Consider the following 15,989-nt stretch of genomic DNA (forward strand, 5'->3'; position numbering starts at 1 on the left):
TAAGGGTGAAATCGGGCGTATGATGGAAACATGAATGCTTCCGCGGGGATGCCTGTATCATAAAAGCATCCCCGCCAGACGAAAAATGCCTTCTTCAATGGCGGTTTCATCTACTTTAGCAAAACCGAGTACCCATCCTTTTCGATCGCTTTCCAAACAATACTTGCTAAGCGGATAAACCCGGATTCCTTGTTCGAGCGCTAAGTTAGTCGCGGCTTCTTCGTCAAACGATGATTCAGCCTCAAGAAGCATATGCAATCCCGTTTCTACGCCGCTTAATGTGAAGCGTTCACTCAGGCCTGACGTGATGATGGCCTTCGTCATGGCCTCGTGTCTGCGCCGATATACATTTCGAACTCGTCTCATATGACGCATGAAATGACCATGCTCGATAAAATGAGCAAGCGTTAATTGCTCCATAATCGGAAGATGACGATAGGTTAATTCATGGACCTTAGCTAACTGTCGAATGGCCTCTTTGGGACCGATGATTGCCGATATCCGAATACCGGGAGCAATCATTTTGGAAAAACTCATCATATACAACGTGTTCTGAGGTTGCTGGCTGAACAAGGTTGGAAGCGGATCGCCGCGATATCGAAATTCGCTGTCGTAATCATCCTCCACAATCCAAAACCGATGCTCGGCGGCCATGTGCAACAATTGTTGTCTGCGAGGCTCCGACATAATGACTCCGACCGCACATTGGTGCGATGGCGTAACAAACACAAGTTTGGACCCAGTCGGAAGGCGGTCTACGCAAAGCCCGTACTCGTCGACCGGAACGGGGACAACTTGCATACGCCGATACTTCATCGCCATCCAGGCAGCAGGGAAGCCGGGATCTTCAACCGAAACCGTTTCTCCTTCATGTAAAAGGGCTTGGGCGATCAAATCGATGCTATGTTGTGCGCCCGAGGTTAATAGGATTTGATCGGTATTCACATGAACGCCTCGTTCAAGTGACAAATAACGTTGAATCTGTTCTCGGAGCGGCAGGAATCCATAGGCGTCGCCGTAAGCCCAACTGTCCAGGTCTGTTTCTGCGGAGGCCTGTAAAAAGGATTGCCTCCAGTTTCTTTGAAAATGTTCATCCAAATACGGCTCATGAGGACTGAAATCGATCTCTGCTTTTTGATTGTCTTTATCTCCGAACCAACTGTGCAAATGGCCGACTGCAGCGTTTAATAAAGGCAATTCGGGAGGGACGAGTTCTTCGATAATAGCATCCTCTGAAGGGCGGGCCGCATAGGTCCACTCGCTAACTCTCGTCCCGCCGCGGCGAGAGGTTACGGTATACCCGCGGCTGAATAATTCCTCGTAAACAGTCTGTATGGTGGAACGGGAAACGCCAATCAATTGAGCGAGTTCGCGGGAGGGGAGCAGTAATTCGCCGGGCGGCCATTTCCCGGTTGTAATATTATGGATCGCTTGGTCCAGCAGCTGCTGCCAAATGGGACGTTTATCATCCCGGTTCACTTTTAGCATTCGATTCACCTCCAGTATTTCTACTGAAATTATGGATTGTTGAAATCACGTATATATGGATGGTTTATATCAATCCATTGATTGATATACTATCATGACAATCGTCGCTTTAGCAACACGATAGGATTAGATATAACGAATTTTGCATATCTAATCAGAAATTTTTGCAATCGGGAGAATTAACCGATCCCTTCCTCCGTAGGACAAGAATTAACAATTAGGCAACGAAATAACTGATAGAGAGGAACATAATCATGCCGAGTTCAAATCATATGTGGAGAAAACTATTAACAATTCCCTAATATTGGAAGTAGCGCTAATGGATGAAGGGCTGACTGTTGCATCGGGAGGTACAGATAATCATATTGTTTTGGTTGATTTACGCTGATGACGTCCCGTTTTTCTCAATATGAAGAACTTTAATTGTCTGATAGCACGAAAATTCGGTTAATTACGGGGGTGCAATCGATGACTTACGCGTATAATTTCAATGCTGGTCCGGGAGCCTTGCCATCGGAAGTATTGCAAGAAGCACAGGAAGAATTACACAATTTTCAAGGGATCGGTGCATCGATACTGGAAATGTCCCATCGAAGTAAACCGTACGAAGCCATTCATAATGAAGCGCAGCAATTGATTAAAGAACTGCTCGAGCTCTCTTCTGATTACGACGTTTTATTGTTACCGGGGGGAGCAAGCGCGCAATTTTGTATGGTGCCGATCAATTTTTTGACCAAAGGAAAGACAGCAGGGTATGTAAACAGCGGAACATGGTCGGGAAAGGCGTGGAAAGAAGCGCAGAAAATAGGGAAGACCCTCGTTCTGGCAAGCGGGGAAAAAGAATATTTCAAACGGTTGCCTGATCTAAACAACCTGGGTATTCCGAGGGAATTGGCTTATGTCCACCTCACTTCAAACGAAACGATTGGCGGCATACAATACAAGAGCTTCCCTGATACCGGGGATGTTCCGCTTTTTGCGGATATGTCCAGCGACATCATGTCTCGACCCATCGAAGCATCGAAATTTGCACTTATATACGCAGGCGCACAGAAAAATATAGGGCCAGCAGGCGTCACCATTGTCATTGTCCACCGTCCTTTATTGGAGCGTATTCCCGAAGCTATCCCTGATATGTTAAGTTATAACGTACATGCCAAACATAATTCGTTGTTTAACACGCCGCCAGTTTTTTCAGTATATATGGTGAACCTCGTGTTGAAGTGGATTGTGAATCAGGGTGGATTACCGGAGATGGCCGCGCGCAATCGGCAGAAGGCGGATTTGCTTTATCATGTGATTGATACTAGTGGCGGTTTTTATAGAGGATTGGCTCATAAGGACAGCAGATCCATGATGAATATTACTTTCGGTATATCCAGCCCGGAAATCGAAAATAAACTGCTTGTTGAACTGGAACAAGAAGGATTCATGGGATTAAAAGGACATCGAGATGCAGGGCATTTACGTGCTTCCGTTTATAATGCTGTACCTTACGAGCATTGCAAAACATTAGCGGAATTTCTTGCTGATTTCCAAAAGCGGAATGGTTGAGTTTAAATAATGGGAAAAGAGGCTGTAGTGCTCTGACGTTAATTTCTCTGAGTGTAAAACGGTTTGGATATTGTCAAAAGTATTCTTGATTTGTTCGTTCATGTTCTCGGGAATGTTACCGTTTCGATCCGCTCCGATTTGACCAGAAGTAACATACAGCTCGGAATTTCTTGGAATTTTGGTAACATGAGTGTAGCTGCCTACCGGACCATGCATACCTTCAGGGTTTTTTCTTGTAATTTTGGAATTTTCCATTATAAAACATACCTCCGCAATATAAGAATGTTCTGCCGTTTTTGACAATTCATTTTTGGACACACTTCACCCGTAATCATGAATTCTAGAAAAAAACAGCAGTAGAGTATCCATATCCACAAGAAATAAACGCTAAAGATCTTTTCTTCATGGATTGAACACTCCTTTCTTATTGAATGCGAAGAGAAAAAATTTACAGAATTATAAATATATATAGAGGAAATAAGCTTGGATGTCAATATCAATCGGACGCTCCTCCCTATACGGGGATTCCCGGTTACATTATATGCACGCTGGTTCCCAATGCATATACGCTGCCCCGTTTGAAGGCGGCTCTGGCACATGAAGTCAATCACAATGTTCGTTACCAGTACATCCAATGGGACCATACCGTCACCTTGGGCGAGCTGATTGTCAGCGAAGGGCTGGCGGAAAATTTTGCGACTCAACTGTACGGGAAGGAGCTTCTCGGCCCTTGGGTTTCAAAGACGGATGCGGAAACACTGAATAGCCGGATCAAGCCCGTGTTGAAGGAACGGCTGCATATAACGGGTTTTGATCAAATAGCACCGTATCTATACGGCGACGAATTGACCAAACTCCAGAGCTCCACGCCGGTCGGTATGCCGTATTGCGCGGGCTATGCCTGCGGATATTATTTAGTACAATACTATTTACAAAAGACGGGAAAATCGATCATAGAAGCGACCATAACCCCAGCGAATCAAATCCTGGACGAAGTCAGGGAATACTGGAATGAAACTTTGAATTGACAGCATGAGGGATTGTTGTTAAACTAATTAAAACGTAATTATTACGAATAATACAAGCCCATTTTCTGACGAATAGTCAACTGATTCCGCAATGACTCAGGACTGGGTCCAGTTTCCAGGCGAGTTTCCCAATCTAGCAGCGACGGAAGAGTTGCAAACTGCGGCATCCATGAACTGGATGTTTTGACGAATTTCACTTCAATAAAAAGCGGAGGTGTTTGCTATGAGAGTTATTGTTACATTAGCATGTACGGAGACGGGAGACCGTAACTATACGACCACGAAGAACAAGAGAACTCATCCGGATCGGTTGGAGCTTCGCAAGTATAGCCCGCGTTTGAGACGGATAACCTTGCATCGGGAAACGAGGTAATCTTGCCCGGACTTTGGTCCGGGTATTTCATTCTTCATTAATCGTAAAAATTACATATAACGGAGGAGAGGCAAGTTGTTCACCCGAAAATTAGTCAAGACAGGCGGCTTCACAGGCTTGGTCTGCGCAATCATTATCGCACTTTCGGTTACAGGCTGCTCAGCCGACAAGAACGCTCCCGAGCCAGATGTGGTGGGGGAACAGTCCGGGCAATCTGAAGCAGGGGGGCAAGCTGAGCAATCTGCAGCGGGAGAGCAATACGGGCAATCCAATCCGCCAGCAGAGACTGAGCCAACTACTTGGACATTCACGGACACAAGCGGCAAGCAAATTACACTGGGTATTCCGATTGAAAAGGCGGTCGTCATCAATCGAAATACGGCAGAAGCGATCACCCTTCTCGGAGCGGGCGATCGTATTATCGCTACTGGCGACAATACGGTCAAAAACAACCCGTATCTCGGTCTCGACAGCTTGCCGGAAGTCGGGGAAACCGGACAGGTTAATCTCGAAACGATCCTCAGCCTGAGGCCACAGGTCGTATTCGCTTATACGAACCGGCCTGATGAGCGGTTGGAAGAAAAACTGGAGCCTGCCGGTATTAAGGTCATCCGAATGAACAATTTCTTGCCAGATCAGGTCGATGAAGAATGGAAAATGCTCGGCAAACTGTTCGCTCAAGAAGAGAGGGCTGCTCAGTTTCTGGAATGGAAGCACCAAATCGAAAGCATCCCGGCAGAACGGATCCAGTCGATAGATGAAGGCGATAAAAAGAGTGTCATGGCGCTGTCCGCAGGTTTTCTGAATTCCAATGGGGGCTATCGCGTTTTTCCGAGCGAATCGTTAGGCGGCGAGCCTGGAGTAGGTGAAGGCTATGCCACGATTTTGGCTGGGGGTAAAGATGCGGCCGATTTGCAGTGGAATCCGGCTGAAGCCTCTACGACGATCATGGTCGATGAAGAATATGTGCTTACGCGAAATCCGGACGTCATTACGCTGCATGGCACCTGGCTTGGCGGATATGAGGCAGTGGATGCGGAGCCGCTCGAAGAGGCATTTTCCAATATTGTATCGATCTCTTCTATTGACCAGCTAAATGCCGGAAAAAATCGGGAAGTCTATTTCTTCCATACGAATTTTATCGGGTCGGATAAACGATATATCGGGGTGCTGCAGCTTGCCAAATGGCTGTATCCCGACCGCTTTGAGGATGTTGACCCGGGCGCTTACGCCAAAGAGTATTTTGAACAATGGCTTGGCGTTCCTTATCAAGGGATTTGGTATTATTCGTTCAAGGAGAATCATTGATGGAGAAATCAATCCGCCATAACGAGACGCAGTCACTGGAATCGTTAGAGCCCGTATCGCCAGCTCGCCCTATGGCATTCCTGTATCGCAGCAGCTCAATGCGCAAGCTTCTCCTGCTTGCCCTGCTTCTTGTTTTGCTGGTGCTTGTAGCGGCAGCAGCGGTCATGAAAGGCTCGGCAGATGTACCGCTACAGGAACTGTGGGCAATGCTGACGGGAGGCGCTGTAGATGAAATGAACGCGTATATCATGCGTGAAGTCCGCCTTCCGCGAATTGTGATGGCGGTGGTGACCGGCATAGCTCTTGCTGCAGCAGGAGCGATTATGCAGGCGCTGCTGCGCAACCCGCTGGCGGACCCGTTCACGCTGGGCGTTTCCAGCGGGGCTTCGTTCGGCGCAGCGCTCGCCATTGTGGCGGGTGCCAGCGCTTTTGGCATCAATCTTGTCCGTAGCGGTCAATGGCTGATCGCTTTCAATGCTTTTGTATTCGGTTGTTTAGCAGTAGGGGTCGTCTACGGTATCTCGCGCTTGAGAAGCAGCTCCACTACGGTGCTGCTGCTTGCAGGCGTGGCGATCGGCCAATTGTTCGCGGCTGGTGTATCGGCGCTCAAGTATTTTTCCAATAACGAGGCACTCAAAGACTTGATCGTCTGGCTCATGGGAGGCTTTTGGGGAGCTGAATGGGGGGTGCTGCACATTCTTTTGCCGTTATTTACCGTATCGCTGTTCGTACTGATGAAGTATGCGTGGGATTTGAACGCTCTCGTATCCGGTGAGGAAGTAGCGAAGACGCTTGGCGTTAAAGTGAAGAGAATGCGCTGGATCTGTCTGCTTGTGGTGACGCTGATGGCGTCGACCACGATAGCTTTTACCGGAATTATCGGGTTCATCGGGCTGGTGGCCCCCCATATCAGCCGGATGATGATCGGCACGGATTACCGCTATCTGCTGCCATGCTCATGCCTAACCGGTGCGTTGCTTCTGCTGCTGTCGGATACCGTTGCCCGGCTGCTGCTGTCTCCGATTGAGATTCCGGTCGGGATCGTGACTGCCTTTTTCGGCGCCCCCTTTTTCGTTTACTTGCTAATCAAAAAACGTCGGGAGTACTGGACGTAAGGGGGGAGAGCCTTGTTCGTAAACATTGAGGGCTTATCGTTGGGCTACCGTTCCAATATCATCCTGCACAATATTCATATGAGCCTCGGCAAGGGAGAGGTGACCAGCATCGTTGGGCCAAACGGGGCGGGGAAGACAACGCTGCTCAAAAGTATGGCCTCTATCCTTCCGCCACAGAAGGGAGTAGTGAAGATTGACGGTGTGGATGTTCGTTCGATCAGGTCAACGGATTTAGCAAAAATTCAGGCCTACGTTCCGCAGCAAGCTTCATCCGGATTCCCGCTTACGGTCCTGGAAACGGTGATGCTTGGACGCAAGCCCTACATTCGTTGGGGAGTTAAGCGGCAGGATTTGCATATTGTCGAAACATTGCTTGCCGAGCTTCGATTGGAGCACTATGCCGAGCGTTATATGGATGAGCTGAGCGGAGGCGAACGGCAGAAAGTGTTGATCGCCCGCGCGTTGGCTCAACAGCCAAACATGCTGCTGCTCGACGAGCCGACTTCGGCGCTAGACATCCGTCATCAGCTTGAAGTGCTAGAAATCGTCCGCGGTCTGGCGAAGCGTTCCGGAATTCTTGTTGTACTGATTCTGCACGATCTGGAGCTGGCCGCCCGCTATTCGGATGTCGTCTATATGCTCAAGGACGGCACTGTATTTGCCAACGGCACACCGGAAGAAGTGTTTACCGCTCCCAATATGGAGGCTGTTTACGGGGTGCGGATGGAGATTGAACAGGCGGCTCACGGGATGAAAATGACCGCCGTAGAGCCGCTTCAGGTATATCAGAAGGAGGAATTTTATGTATCACGGTGTACGATTTGACATGAATTTCAAACAGCTTTGGCAGGAAGGAATGAAGGACTGGAATGGCGAACTGCCGGAACGAATGACGGATGATAGCAAGGAAGAAGCGTTCTGGGAAACGTTTATTCCGAAAAAAGCGAATGCGCTGGATGACTATGCGGCAGCTATTCGGACTGAGCTTCTCCGTCTCATTGAGCCTGGTGACAGCGTGCTGGAAGTCGGTCCGGGCTGGGGCAATTACACGTTTGCTGCCGCGGAGAAAGCATCTGCGCTGACTTGTGTGGACAGTTCCCGCAGTGTGCTCGATTATTTGCAGGAGGAGACGAGGCGGCAAGGTCTTCCGCATACCCGGTTCATTCACGCCAAGTGGGAAGAGTATATGCCGCCTGCCGAATCCTTTGACGTTGTCTTTGGGATCAACTGTTACTACAGGATGCAGCAGATTGACCGGGCGCTTCTGAATATGAACCATGCAGCTAAACGGCTGGCGATCATTGGACTGACTAGCGGGCCGGAAAAACCGCATTTGTATGAAATCCATCGTCAGCTCGGCTGCAAAATCAAATTTCAGCGGCGGGATTACATCTATTTAACTAACATGCTGTATGAGTTAGGTATCGATGCCAACTGCAAGATTATTGATATACAGCGGACCTATCGCTACGACAGCGAAGAGCAGCTGATTAAGGCCAATCTCGCCGCCATTCAGGATGCAGATTATGACCGCAAAGCTGCGGAAGCCATCCTCCATCAATATGTGATTGAACACGATGGAGGGTATCTGTACACACACCAGTTCAAAGCGGCGCTCTTGTATTGGAGACCGCAAAAGCTCTATGCAAGCGGAGCATTAAAAGTCGAGGGAGCATTAGAAGCTAAAGAAGCCTAGAAGTAGAAAGGGACCGGAATTCGGAGAAACATAGAAGATAAAGGAGCCTGGAAGTTGAAGAGCCAGAACCTCGCAGCCAGTAATGAATAATTACTCGACTGCGAGGTCTCTTCTTTGCTTTGAAGACCGATTAGCCGGCCACACAACCGGCAAACTGTTTGCGGAACCATTCCTCATCCAGATTGCGGCCGATAATCACAAATTCGCTGATTGGTACTTCATTCGGCTGCCAGTCGCGGTCGGGATAAGAGCCAAACAGCATATGAATCCCCTGGAACACAACACGCTTCTTGACTCCCTTGATATTCAGAACGCCTTTGTAGCGGAATGTATCAACACCGTGATCGACAAGCCACTCGTTAATGAATCGCTCCACCTTGTCCAAGTTAAGCGGACGCGTCTCGCGGAAGAAGATCGAGGTGACCTCATCATCATGGTCATGATCATGCGCTTCCTCTTCAAGAAATCCGGGTTCGATCTCCAGTTTCTTCTCCAGATCGAAGGCGCCGATTCCGAGAATTTGTTTGATGTCTATTTGTGCCTGTTGGGTACGGTAAAGCTTGGCAGCCGAATTCATCGTATGTAGGCGCTGTTCCAGCTTTTGGAGCTCTTCTTCGGAAACGAGGTCCGTTTTGTTCAGAAGTAGAACGTCCGCGAAGGCGACTTGTTCCTGTGCCTCGTGGCCTTCGTCGAGATGCTGTCCGACATGCTTTGCATCTACGACTGTGACGATGGCGTCGAGCTTGAAAAATTGGGAGATCTCAGGATCGACAAAAAAGGTTTGGGCCACCGGAGCCGGATCGGCGAGTCCTGTCGTTTCGATAAGCACGCGGTCAAAATCCGCTTTGCGGCCGCCGCCTTTGCCGAGCTTCGCTTCCATGAGCTGGCCGAGAATGCGAATGAGGTCGCCGCGTACGGTGCAGCAGATACAACCGTTATTCATTTCGAAGATTTCCTCATCCGCACCAACGACCAGTTGATTATCGATGCCGACTTCTCCAAATTCGTTAACGATGACCGCGACTTTTTCGCCATGATCGGCAGTAAGTACATGGTTCAGCAGCGTCGTTTTGCCGGCACCCAGAAATCCGGTGAGCACCGTAACGGGAACGCGGGGATCGGCTTGCAAATTTGACATAAGGTTCACTCCCTAATATTATGTTATTAAATCGTAATATTTACTATTAATTGAGTATAATCCCTCCTCATGTCATTTGTCAAACGTTGTAGCGACATGTGATGCTTATATGGTTGAACACAATATGTTTTGCGTATATAATCGTAATAATTACAATTAGAATATTGAGAAACGCTGCCACTCTGTTTGATCATTATTGCTTGAAAGGAGAACATACCCATGTCAACGTGGAATTTGCAAGAGACCCGCTGCCACCTGCTCATCTGCAACGGCGGCAGCTGTACGAAACGGCGAGCTGAAGAGGTGACGCAAGCAATCCGGGATGAAATTTCCCTGCTCGGAGCAGATAAACTGATTCATACGACGAGAACCCGTTGCAATGGTCGTTGTACCGATGCCTGTGTGGTAATCGCCTATCCGGACGGGGTTTGGTACAAGGATATTTCTCCGGAGCTGGGAAGGGAGCTTGTCCGCAAGCACCTTTCGGGAGATCGACTGGACGAACGGCTGGTCTATTCGTTCGATCGCCGATTTATCGCCTCCGGTCTCTCTGTCACTGGTAAAGAAAAGGCTTCGTGGCAGGCAGTAGACCTTTTAAACGATGGAAAAATTTTAGCTGAAAGAAAGAGAGGGTTATAGATTGATAGACAAGGTGCCGGTCATCATTCTATCGGGTTTTCTGGGAAGCGGAAAAACAACGCTGCTTACGAAGATCCTGGAATATTACGCCAAAGGGCGTTTGCGCCCCGCTGTTATTATGAATGAAGTAGGAGATGTCAATCTCGATGGTCAGCTAGTGGATGAAACTATCCCCATGCGGGAAATGCTGAGCGGCTGCATTTGCTGTACGATCCGCGGCGATTTGGGAATGGAGATCCGGAACCTGGTTATGGAATCTTCACCTGATCTGATCCTTATAGAAGCGACAGGTGTTGCCAACCCGTTGGAAATTTTTGAAGCGGTGACGGAAGCGGCCCTGCTAGTGCCTATTGATATCCGGACGATGATTTCGGTGGTGGATGCGGGACACTTTCTCGAGTGGCGGCGGAAGGGGACTGGAAAGACCTATCATCTGATAGAAGATCAAATTCGGTGTGCTTCGCTGCTTTTACTGAACAAAGCTGATCTTGTCAGCGCTGCAGAGCGGGATGAGTCGAAACGTCTGATGGCAGAAATCAACCCAAAAGCATCCATACATCCGACCGTTCATTGTGAAATCAGCGAAGAAGCGCTTAATCAGGTGCTGCTTGAGAATAACAGGCTTTGTTTCGAGGAGGCTCAACAGAAGGATCCCTGCAGCCATTCCGCACATCATCATGATAATGAAGGACATTGTGAACATCACGGTGGCTATGATCATAATCATTCTTACGATCACGTTATGGTTTATACGCATTACTTCGATCGGCCTTTGGACAGCACCCGCTTCGAGCAGATTATAAGCGAACTGCCGGATAATGTATATCGGGCCAAAGGTATTTTTACGGAGGCAGAAACTGGAGAGCGGAAGATGTTTCAATACGCTTACAGACAGTTGGATATTTTTCACATTAAACCGCAAGGCAGTGTTCAGGACGTTGCTGTTTTTCTAGGTGAACAGTTCCCAAAGCTAGAGCTTAAAAGGAAGCTGGAAGCTGCGCTTTGACTTTTGGCTGCAAGGAAAAAGGGACTCATTATTTTCTCAATGGAAGAATGGACAACGAAGGAACTGCTGAAGCGGCAGCTAATCAGCTCTAAGATGATTCTGAACTGATCTATATAGAAAGTAAAATATTATATAGTAATTATTACAGTTAATATATTACTAATCTATTTTTATGAAAAAAACAAGATTGAAGGAGTCTGCACCCAACAAATACATGCCCGTATTATTGAGGACCCCGAAGGAAGCAAGCCGTATTTTATTCCTCATAGTGTAGCAAGAGGAACGAATATCTGAATATCCGGACGAACCGCCTAAATCATTCTAACGACCGGTTGTTGTTTGAGTATAGTGATCGACGGCGAAGCCAAATAGCACTTTTAACATAAATAATTGGCAAGTGATTAACATATACGGCTCGATATTGGGCAGCAGGGGGATACAACCTATGCCGACGGACAGAAGCAAGGCTGCAACAAACCGCTGCGACTGCTTCCCGATCAGCGCGTTCACGATAAACGCTCCTGCTATTGTATACGCCCATACCGCAATAGAATACCCGATTGCAGCGTTTAACAAAACTGCAATAATGACGATGTGAAAATGAATGGCGATGAACACGAGCCGGTTCTTCTTTCTTGCTGCATAAAAATTGCTTGTTGAAGCCGTGAAATTAGCTATACAGCCTGAAAAAATATCGAAAATGAACAATAAAGCCAGGATGCTTCGCCATACCGGCAAATGGGCGGTCATTTCAGGGTACAGGAAATATAACAGTGCAGTCAGCCCTCCGCCAAATAATAGAACGGCGGCAATGGATAAGATATGCTGTTCTTCGCCGAAAATATCATGCAGGATCGATGGAATCCGTATTGGTTTCATTTCTCCACACTCCTCTCAGTATTATGTTTGAGCACGGTACTCCCAAATTACACTAAAGTTTTGTAGTAAATATACTAAAATGCTACATAATTATTATAACTATTCAAAATTGATTTTCAATAGTTTTGTACTGAATTTATTGAATTACTCTAAAATTTAAGTTACACTTCAAATGAGGTGGGGAAGATGAACGGCTTCGAACGAAGAAAGCAGAAAAAAATGGAGCAAATCTTCAATGTCTCCGTGCAGCTTTTTTTCAAATACGGGTTTCAAAAGGTAAGCGTGAATGAAATCGCCCGGATGGCAAACGTTTCGCCCGCCACCATATACAATTACTTTGGAACCAAGGAGCGGCTCTATGCCGATATGCTTGTGAACTGGATGGACAAGCAGTTGGAGCAATATGAAAGCATTCTTGATTCCGAGCTGTCCTTTCTGGAGAAAACGAGGAAAATCATGCTGCTGGAGGCCAAGAACTTAAAGATCTTATCCGGCGAATTTCCTAAACTCCCTGAATCTGACGTAGAAGGGCTGGCGCAAATGCTGGAAAGCTATACAGAGGAAAAGGTAAAGGGGTTTTTCATAAAGTTCGTCGCGGCGGGAAAGCAGGCGGGGCATATTCATCCGGATCTGACGGAAGAGGTAACGATGCTGTACTTCACGATGTTCAAGAACGAGCTCGGCAAGTATTGGGGAGCGGCAGGTGAAGACGGCCAAGCCCTAAATATCGATCAATTAATCGAGTTGTTTTTCTATGGATTGGCCGGGCGGGATGCGTAAAAGATGAAGCCGAATGATATGGAACGATAGCGTTCATTGCATCGCCGCATGCTTCAGTGCCTGTTGGAATGAAATACTTATTGACATATTTAAGAGCATACAGTATATTGTGTGTAACCGGTTACCTATAAGTGGAGTGAAAATATGATTTCTATCAAAGATGTTGCCAAGCATGCAGGCGTATCTGTAGCAACTGTGTCTAGAGTCTTGAACAATAGCGGTTATGTAGGCCAGGATACGAGGATTAAGGTAGAAAAGGCAATTAAAGAGCTTAATTACAAGCCGAACGAGGTAGCGAGAAGCCTGTTCAAGAAGCAGTCCAGCGCTATCGGCTTGATCGTGCCCGATATTACTAATCCTTTCTTCCCCGAGCTTGCGAGAGCTGTTGAAGATACAGCCATTCAGTTAGGATATAATGTAATTCTTTGCAATTCCGATGAAGATGAAAACAAGGAACAAAACTACCTGGACGTGCTGCAGCAGCAATATGTCAAAGGTATTATTGTATCCTCAAATACGATGACAGCGAAACAAATCGAACAGTTGAATATTCCCGTAGTTAGTATCGACCGTGTGATCAGCAAAGGCTTGCCGACGATTGTCGTAGAGAATAAGAAAGGGGCAATGATGGCGACGCGCTTTTTGCAGAGCAAAGGCTGCCGCAGGATCGGCCATATCAAAGGAACCAGCGGCGTAGTCAATGCTGAGGAACGCTGCGAAGGCTACAAGGAAATCGTCGGTGGGGAACCTTGGTTTAAAGAGACATACATCACGGAAGGCCAATATGATATGCAATCGTCCATTCAAGCGACACTGGAGCTTCTGCAAAGGCATCCGGATATTGACGGAATCTTTGCGGCGAATGACATTATGGCGATCGGCGCGATTAAGGCCGCGTATCAGCTCGGTAGAAAGGTACCCCAGGACATAGCTATCATCGGTTTTGACGGCATCAGCCTGTCCAAGGCGACGACGCCCGAGCTGACTACGATACAGCAGCCCATTTATGAAATGGGTGAGAAGGCAACCAAGATGCTGGCGAGCTTAATGGAGCGTCAGCAGACCGTGGAACAGGAGAATTATAAAATATTGGACGTATCGCTTATAGAGAGAGAATCGACCTAAGAAGGAGAGATAGGGATGGAGCGGAAACCCAAAATTACTGTTGTTGGCAGCATCAACATGGACCTAGTCACCATAACAACTCAAATGCCTCAAATGGGAGAGACGCTCCTTGGCAAGCAGTTTCAGATGAATCCCGGCGGCAAAGGAGCCAATCAAGCGGTAGCGGCAGCACGGCTTGGTGCGGATGTTCGTTTGATTGGCTGCGTCGGCAATGACCTTTTTGGTCAGGACATCTTACAGCACCTTAGAAATGAAGGGATTGATGTGTCCGATGTGGAACCGGTTACAGATCGTACGGCCACGGCTACGATAACGGTTTACAACGCAGACAACAGTATTATTGTCGTACCGGCGGCCAACCATCATGTAACCGCATCTTTTGTCGAGTCCAAGCGAGAAGTGATCGCAGATAGTGATGTTCTTCTCGTGCAGTTGGAAATACTACTGGAAGGTGTGCAAAAAGCGGTAGAAATTGCCAAAGAGAACGGAGTTACCGTCATTCTTAACCCGGCTCCCATTCAGGAACTGCCTGCGGAATTAATACGGCAAGTGGACTATCTTACGCCGAACGAACATGAGCAAATGGTATTGATGCAGCAGCTTGGCGAGGACATCAGAGAGAAGCTGATCGTTACGAAGGGAAGCCAGGGCCTGTCGTTTTGGCAGGAGGGCCGGGAACTGAACGTTCCCGCCTATAAAATCGATGTCGTGGATACGACCGGAGCCGGGGATTCCTTTAATGGCGGGTTAGCCGTTGCCCTAAGCCAGGGTATGTCGCTCAAAGCTGCTTGTGATTACGGCAATGCGGTTGCTGCCTTGTCAACCACGAAGCTCGGGGCGCAGACCGGAATGCCGACCGCAGAAGAGGTAGCACAGTTTATTCAAGGAGGAAGAAACCAATGAACAAAAGACCGATTATTATTGACACCGATCCGGGAATCGACGATGCAGTTGCCTTAGCGATTGCCTTGTACAGCGAAAAGCTGGATGTACGCTTAATCACTACCATAGCCGGGAATGTGGGCTTGGATAAGGTTACGTTGAACGCCTTGAAATTGCTGAAGTTTTTCAAGAAAGAAATTCCGGTGGCGATGGGCGCCGATAGACCCTTGATCAAAGAACCGATTGATGCGAGCAATGTACACGGATCAACGGGGATGGACGGCTACGATTTTGAAGAGCCGACGAAGGAACTGCTCTTGAAGGAGAATGCGGTCAATGCCATGTACCGGGTCATCATGGAAAGCGAGCAGCCGATTACTTTGGTTCCGATCGGTCCTTTGACAAATATTGCGCTGCTGCTCAAAGTGTATCCGGAAGTGAAAGAGAAAATTGCCGAGATTGTACTCATGGGCGGTTCAACGGGACGCGGCAATGCCGGAGTTATGGCGGAATTCAACATATATGCCGATCCGGAAGCGGCCAAAATTGTGTTCCAGAGCAATCTGCCTGTCGTCATGGCCGGGCTTGACGTTGGATGGAAGGCGCTCGTGTACCCGGAAGACAGCGAGCAGCTGAAAGACATGAACGAAACCGGAAGAATGATCTATCAACTATTCCAAAAATATAGAGGCGGCAGCATGAAGACGGGATTGAAGATGTACGACAGCTGCGCGATCGCCTATCTCCTGCAGCCTGAAATGTTCACGGTGGCGGACACATTCGTGGATGTTGAGATTCACGGCTCATTAACATCAGGCTGTACCGTCGTTGACTTGAAAGGATATTTGGGACAGGCCGCCAACGCCAAAGTATGTGTCGATATCGATCCGCAAATGTTCAAAAAGTGGTTCATGGAAAGCTTAAGCAAGTGCAACTAAGCTGAACCTTGCTCTGCCGGTTCTTTTTTACCAATGACTA

17 protein-coding genes and 1 pseudogene are annotated in these 15,989 nt (G+C 47.9%); 14 read left to right on the top strand and 4 right to left on the bottom strand.

Going from position 1 to position 15,989, the window contains the following annotated elements; genetic code table 11:
- Nucleotides 1–57 precede the first annotated feature (57 nt).
- A complete protein-coding gene (gene pdxR / locus ACFQ03_RS02145) occupies nt 58–1,488 on the bottom strand; it encodes a MocR-like pyridoxine biosynthesis transcription factor PdxR (protein ID WP_379285744.1) in 1,431 nt (476 codons plus the stop codon).
- Between the two features lie 229 nt (nt 1,489–1,717).
- On the opposite strand from pdxR, the gene ACFQ03_RS02150 reads away from it, so the two are divergent.
- Both ACFQ03_RS02150 and serC read left to right on the top strand, forming a co-directional pair.
- Nucleotides 1,718–1,876 (top strand): hypothetical protein, encoded by a 159-nt coding sequence (locus ACFQ03_RS02150; protein WP_379285985.1) that lies wholly within the window; start codon nt 1,718–1,720, stop codon nt 1,874–1,876.
- Between the two features lie 80 nt (nt 1,877–1,956).
- Nucleotides 1,957–3,042, top strand: coding sequence for a 3-phosphoserine/phosphohydroxythreonine transaminase (serC, locus tag ACFQ03_RS02155; protein ID WP_379285746.1), 1,086 nt, complete (start codon nt 1,957–1,959; stop codon nt 3,040–3,042).
- A gap of 27 nt (nt 3,043–3,069) precedes the next feature.
- On the opposite strand, the pseudogene ACFQ03_RS02160 reads toward serC, so the two are convergent.
- A pseudogene (locus tag ACFQ03_RS02160) lies at nt 3,070–3,297 on the bottom strand (RidA family protein); the annotation flags it as partial.
- Between the two features lie 176 nt (nt 3,298–3,473).
- Here ACFQ03_RS02160 and ACFQ03_RS02165 point away from each other — a divergent pair.
- From ACFQ03_RS02165 to ACFQ03_RS02190, 6 genes are all read left to right on the top strand, one after another.
- A complete protein-coding gene (locus ACFQ03_RS02165; protein WP_379285748.1) occupies nt 3,474–4,070 on the top strand; it encodes a DUF2268 domain-containing protein in 597 nt (198 codons plus the stop codon).
- A 223-nt stretch (nt 4,071–4,293) separates the two neighbouring features.
- On the top strand, nt 4,294–4,443 hold the full coding sequence (rpmG, locus tag ACFQ03_RS02170) for a 50S ribosomal protein L33 (RefSeq protein ID WP_379285750.1): 150 nt from the start codon (nt 4,294–4,296) through the stop codon (nt 4,441–4,443).
- A gap of 75 nt (nt 4,444–4,518) precedes the next feature.
- Complete coding sequence (locus tag ACFQ03_RS02175) at nt 4,519–5,751, top strand: ABC transporter substrate-binding protein (RefSeq protein WP_379285752.1); 1,233 nt, start codon at nt 4,519–4,521, stop codon at nt 5,749–5,751.
- The gene (locus ACFQ03_RS02180; protein ID WP_379285754.1) at nt 5,751–6,866 is read left to right on the top strand and encodes a FecCD family ABC transporter permease; all 1,116 of its coding nucleotides are present in this window, start codon (nt 5,751–5,753) and stop codon (nt 6,864–6,866) included. Before ACFQ03_RS02175 ends, ACFQ03_RS02180 begins: the two co-directional genes overlap by 1 nt.
- A 12-nt stretch (nt 6,867–6,878) precedes the next feature.
- Entirely contained in the window at nt 6,879–7,691 is an 813-nt protein-coding gene (locus ACFQ03_RS02185; RefSeq protein ID WP_379285756.1) for an ABC transporter ATP-binding protein, read from the top strand.
- Nucleotides 7,669–8,562 carry a class I SAM-dependent methyltransferase gene (locus ACFQ03_RS02190; protein WP_379285758.1) on the top strand — a complete coding sequence of 298 codons (894 nt, stop codon included), beginning with the start codon at nt 7,669–7,671 and terminating at the stop codon, nt 8,560–8,562. The genes ACFQ03_RS02185 and ACFQ03_RS02190 overlap by 23 nt, the downstream gene beginning before the upstream one ends.
- A gap of 130 nt (nt 8,563–8,692) precedes the next feature.
- Here the strand turns inward: ACFQ03_RS02190 and ACFQ03_RS02195 are convergent, their stop codons facing one another.
- Nucleotides 8,693–9,700 (bottom strand): CobW family GTP-binding protein, encoded by a 1,008-nt coding sequence (locus tag ACFQ03_RS02195; RefSeq protein ID WP_379285760.1) that lies wholly within the window; start codon nt 9,698–9,700, stop codon nt 8,693–8,695.
- A gap of 219 nt (nt 9,701–9,919) precedes the next feature.
- Here ACFQ03_RS02195 and ACFQ03_RS02200 point away from each other — a divergent pair, with 219 nt between their 5' ends.
- Nucleotides 9,920–10,339, top strand: coding sequence for a (2Fe-2S) ferredoxin domain-containing protein (locus ACFQ03_RS02200; protein ID WP_379285762.1), 420 nt, complete (start codon nt 9,920–9,922; stop codon nt 10,337–10,339).
- Nucleotide 10,340: 1 nt separating this feature from the next.
- Nucleotides 10,341–11,345: a CobW family GTP-binding protein gene (locus ACFQ03_RS02205; RefSeq protein WP_379285764.1), complete on the top strand. Its 1,005-nt coding sequence runs from the start codon at nt 10,341–10,343 to the stop codon at nt 11,343–11,345.
- 321 nt (nt 11,346–11,666) lie between these two features.
- Here the strand turns inward: ACFQ03_RS02205 and ACFQ03_RS02210 are convergent, their stop codons facing one another.
- Nucleotides 11,667–12,224, bottom strand: coding sequence for a hypothetical protein (locus tag ACFQ03_RS02210; RefSeq protein WP_379285765.1), 558 nt, complete (start codon nt 12,222–12,224; stop codon nt 11,667–11,669).
- A gap of 186 nt (nt 12,225–12,410) precedes the next feature.
- Between ACFQ03_RS02210 and ACFQ03_RS02215 the strand changes: the two genes are divergently transcribed.
- The 4 genes from ACFQ03_RS02215 to rihC all read left to right on the top strand — a co-directional run bounded on the left by ACFQ03_RS02215 (nt 12,411) and on the right by rihC (nt 15,949).
- Nucleotides 12,411–13,004 carry a TetR/AcrR family transcriptional regulator gene (locus ACFQ03_RS02215; protein WP_379285767.1) on the top strand — a complete coding sequence of 198 codons (594 nt, stop codon included), beginning with the start codon at nt 12,411–12,413 and terminating at the stop codon, nt 13,002–13,004.
- A 144-nt stretch (nt 13,005–13,148) separates the two neighbouring features.
- On the top strand, nt 13,149–14,129 hold the full coding sequence (locus ACFQ03_RS02220; RefSeq protein ID WP_379285769.1) for a LacI family DNA-binding transcriptional regulator: 981 nt from the start codon (nt 13,149–13,151) through the stop codon (nt 14,127–14,129).
- 15 nt (nt 14,130–14,144) lie between these two features.
- A complete protein-coding gene (gene rbsK, locus ACFQ03_RS02225) occupies nt 14,145–15,032 on the top strand; it encodes a ribokinase (RefSeq protein ID WP_379285771.1) in 888 nt (295 codons plus the stop codon).
- A complete protein-coding gene (gene rihC, locus ACFQ03_RS02230) occupies nt 15,029–15,949 on the top strand; it encodes a ribonucleoside hydrolase RihC (RefSeq protein WP_379285773.1) in 921 nt (306 codons plus the stop codon). The genes rbsK and rihC overlap by 4 nt, the downstream gene beginning before the upstream one ends.
- The last annotated feature ends 40 nt before the right edge of the window (nt 15,950–15,989 follow it).

This window comes from Paenibacillus residui, assembly GCF_042677205.1.
In the GTDB taxonomy this organism is placed as follows: Bacteria; Bacillota; Bacilli; order Paenibacillales; family NBRC-103111; genus Paenibacillus_L; species Paenibacillus_L residui.

Excerpts from the sequence above, each read along its gene's own strand:
- ACFQ03_RS02165 (WP_379285748.1), top strand. The coding sequence starts at position 3,474 with ATGCGAAGAGAAAAAATTTACAGAATTATAAATATATATAGAGGAAAT.
- rbsK (WP_379285771.1), top strand. The coding sequence starts at position 14,145 with ATGGAGCGGAAACCCAAAATTACTGTTGTTGGCAGCATCAACATGGAC.
- ACFQ03_RS02220 (WP_379285769.1), top strand. The coding sequence starts at position 13,149 with ATGATTTCTATCAAAGATGTTGCCAAGCATGCAGGCGTATCTGTAGCA.
- ACFQ03_RS02180 (WP_379285754.1), top strand. The coding sequence starts at position 5,751 with ATGGAGAAATCAATCCGCCATAACGAGACGCAGTCACTGGAATCGTTA.
- ACFQ03_RS02215 (WP_379285767.1), top strand. The coding sequence starts at position 12,411 with ATGAACGGCTTCGAACGAAGAAAGCAGAAAAAAATGGAGCAAATCTTC.
- rihC (WP_379285773.1), top strand. The coding sequence starts at position 15,029 with ATGAACAAAAGACCGATTATTATTGACACCGATCCGGGAATCGACGAT.
- ACFQ03_RS02195 (WP_379285760.1), bottom strand. The coding sequence starts at position 9,700 with ATGTCAAATTTGCAAGCCGATCCCCGCGTTCCCGTTACGGTGCTCACC.
- ACFQ03_RS02190 (WP_379285758.1), top strand. The coding sequence starts at position 7,669 with ATGTATCACGGTGTACGATTTGACATGAATTTCAAACAGCTTTGGCAG.
- ACFQ03_RS02200 (WP_379285762.1), top strand. The coding sequence starts at position 9,920 with ATGTCAACGTGGAATTTGCAAGAGACCCGCTGCCACCTGCTCATCTGC.
- rpmG (WP_379285750.1), top strand. The coding sequence starts at position 4,294 with ATGAGAGTTATTGTTACATTAGCATGTACGGAGACGGGAGACCGTAAC.
- serC (WP_379285746.1), top strand. The coding sequence starts at position 1,957 with ATGACTTACGCGTATAATTTCAATGCTGGTCCGGGAGCCTTGCCATCG.
- ACFQ03_RS02210 (WP_379285765.1), bottom strand. The coding sequence starts at position 12,224 with ATGAAACCAATACGGATTCCATCGATCCTGCATGATATTTTCGGCGAA.
- pdxR (WP_379285744.1), bottom strand. The coding sequence starts at position 1,488 with ATGCTAAAAGTGAACCGGGATGATAAACGTCCCATTTGGCAGCAGCTG.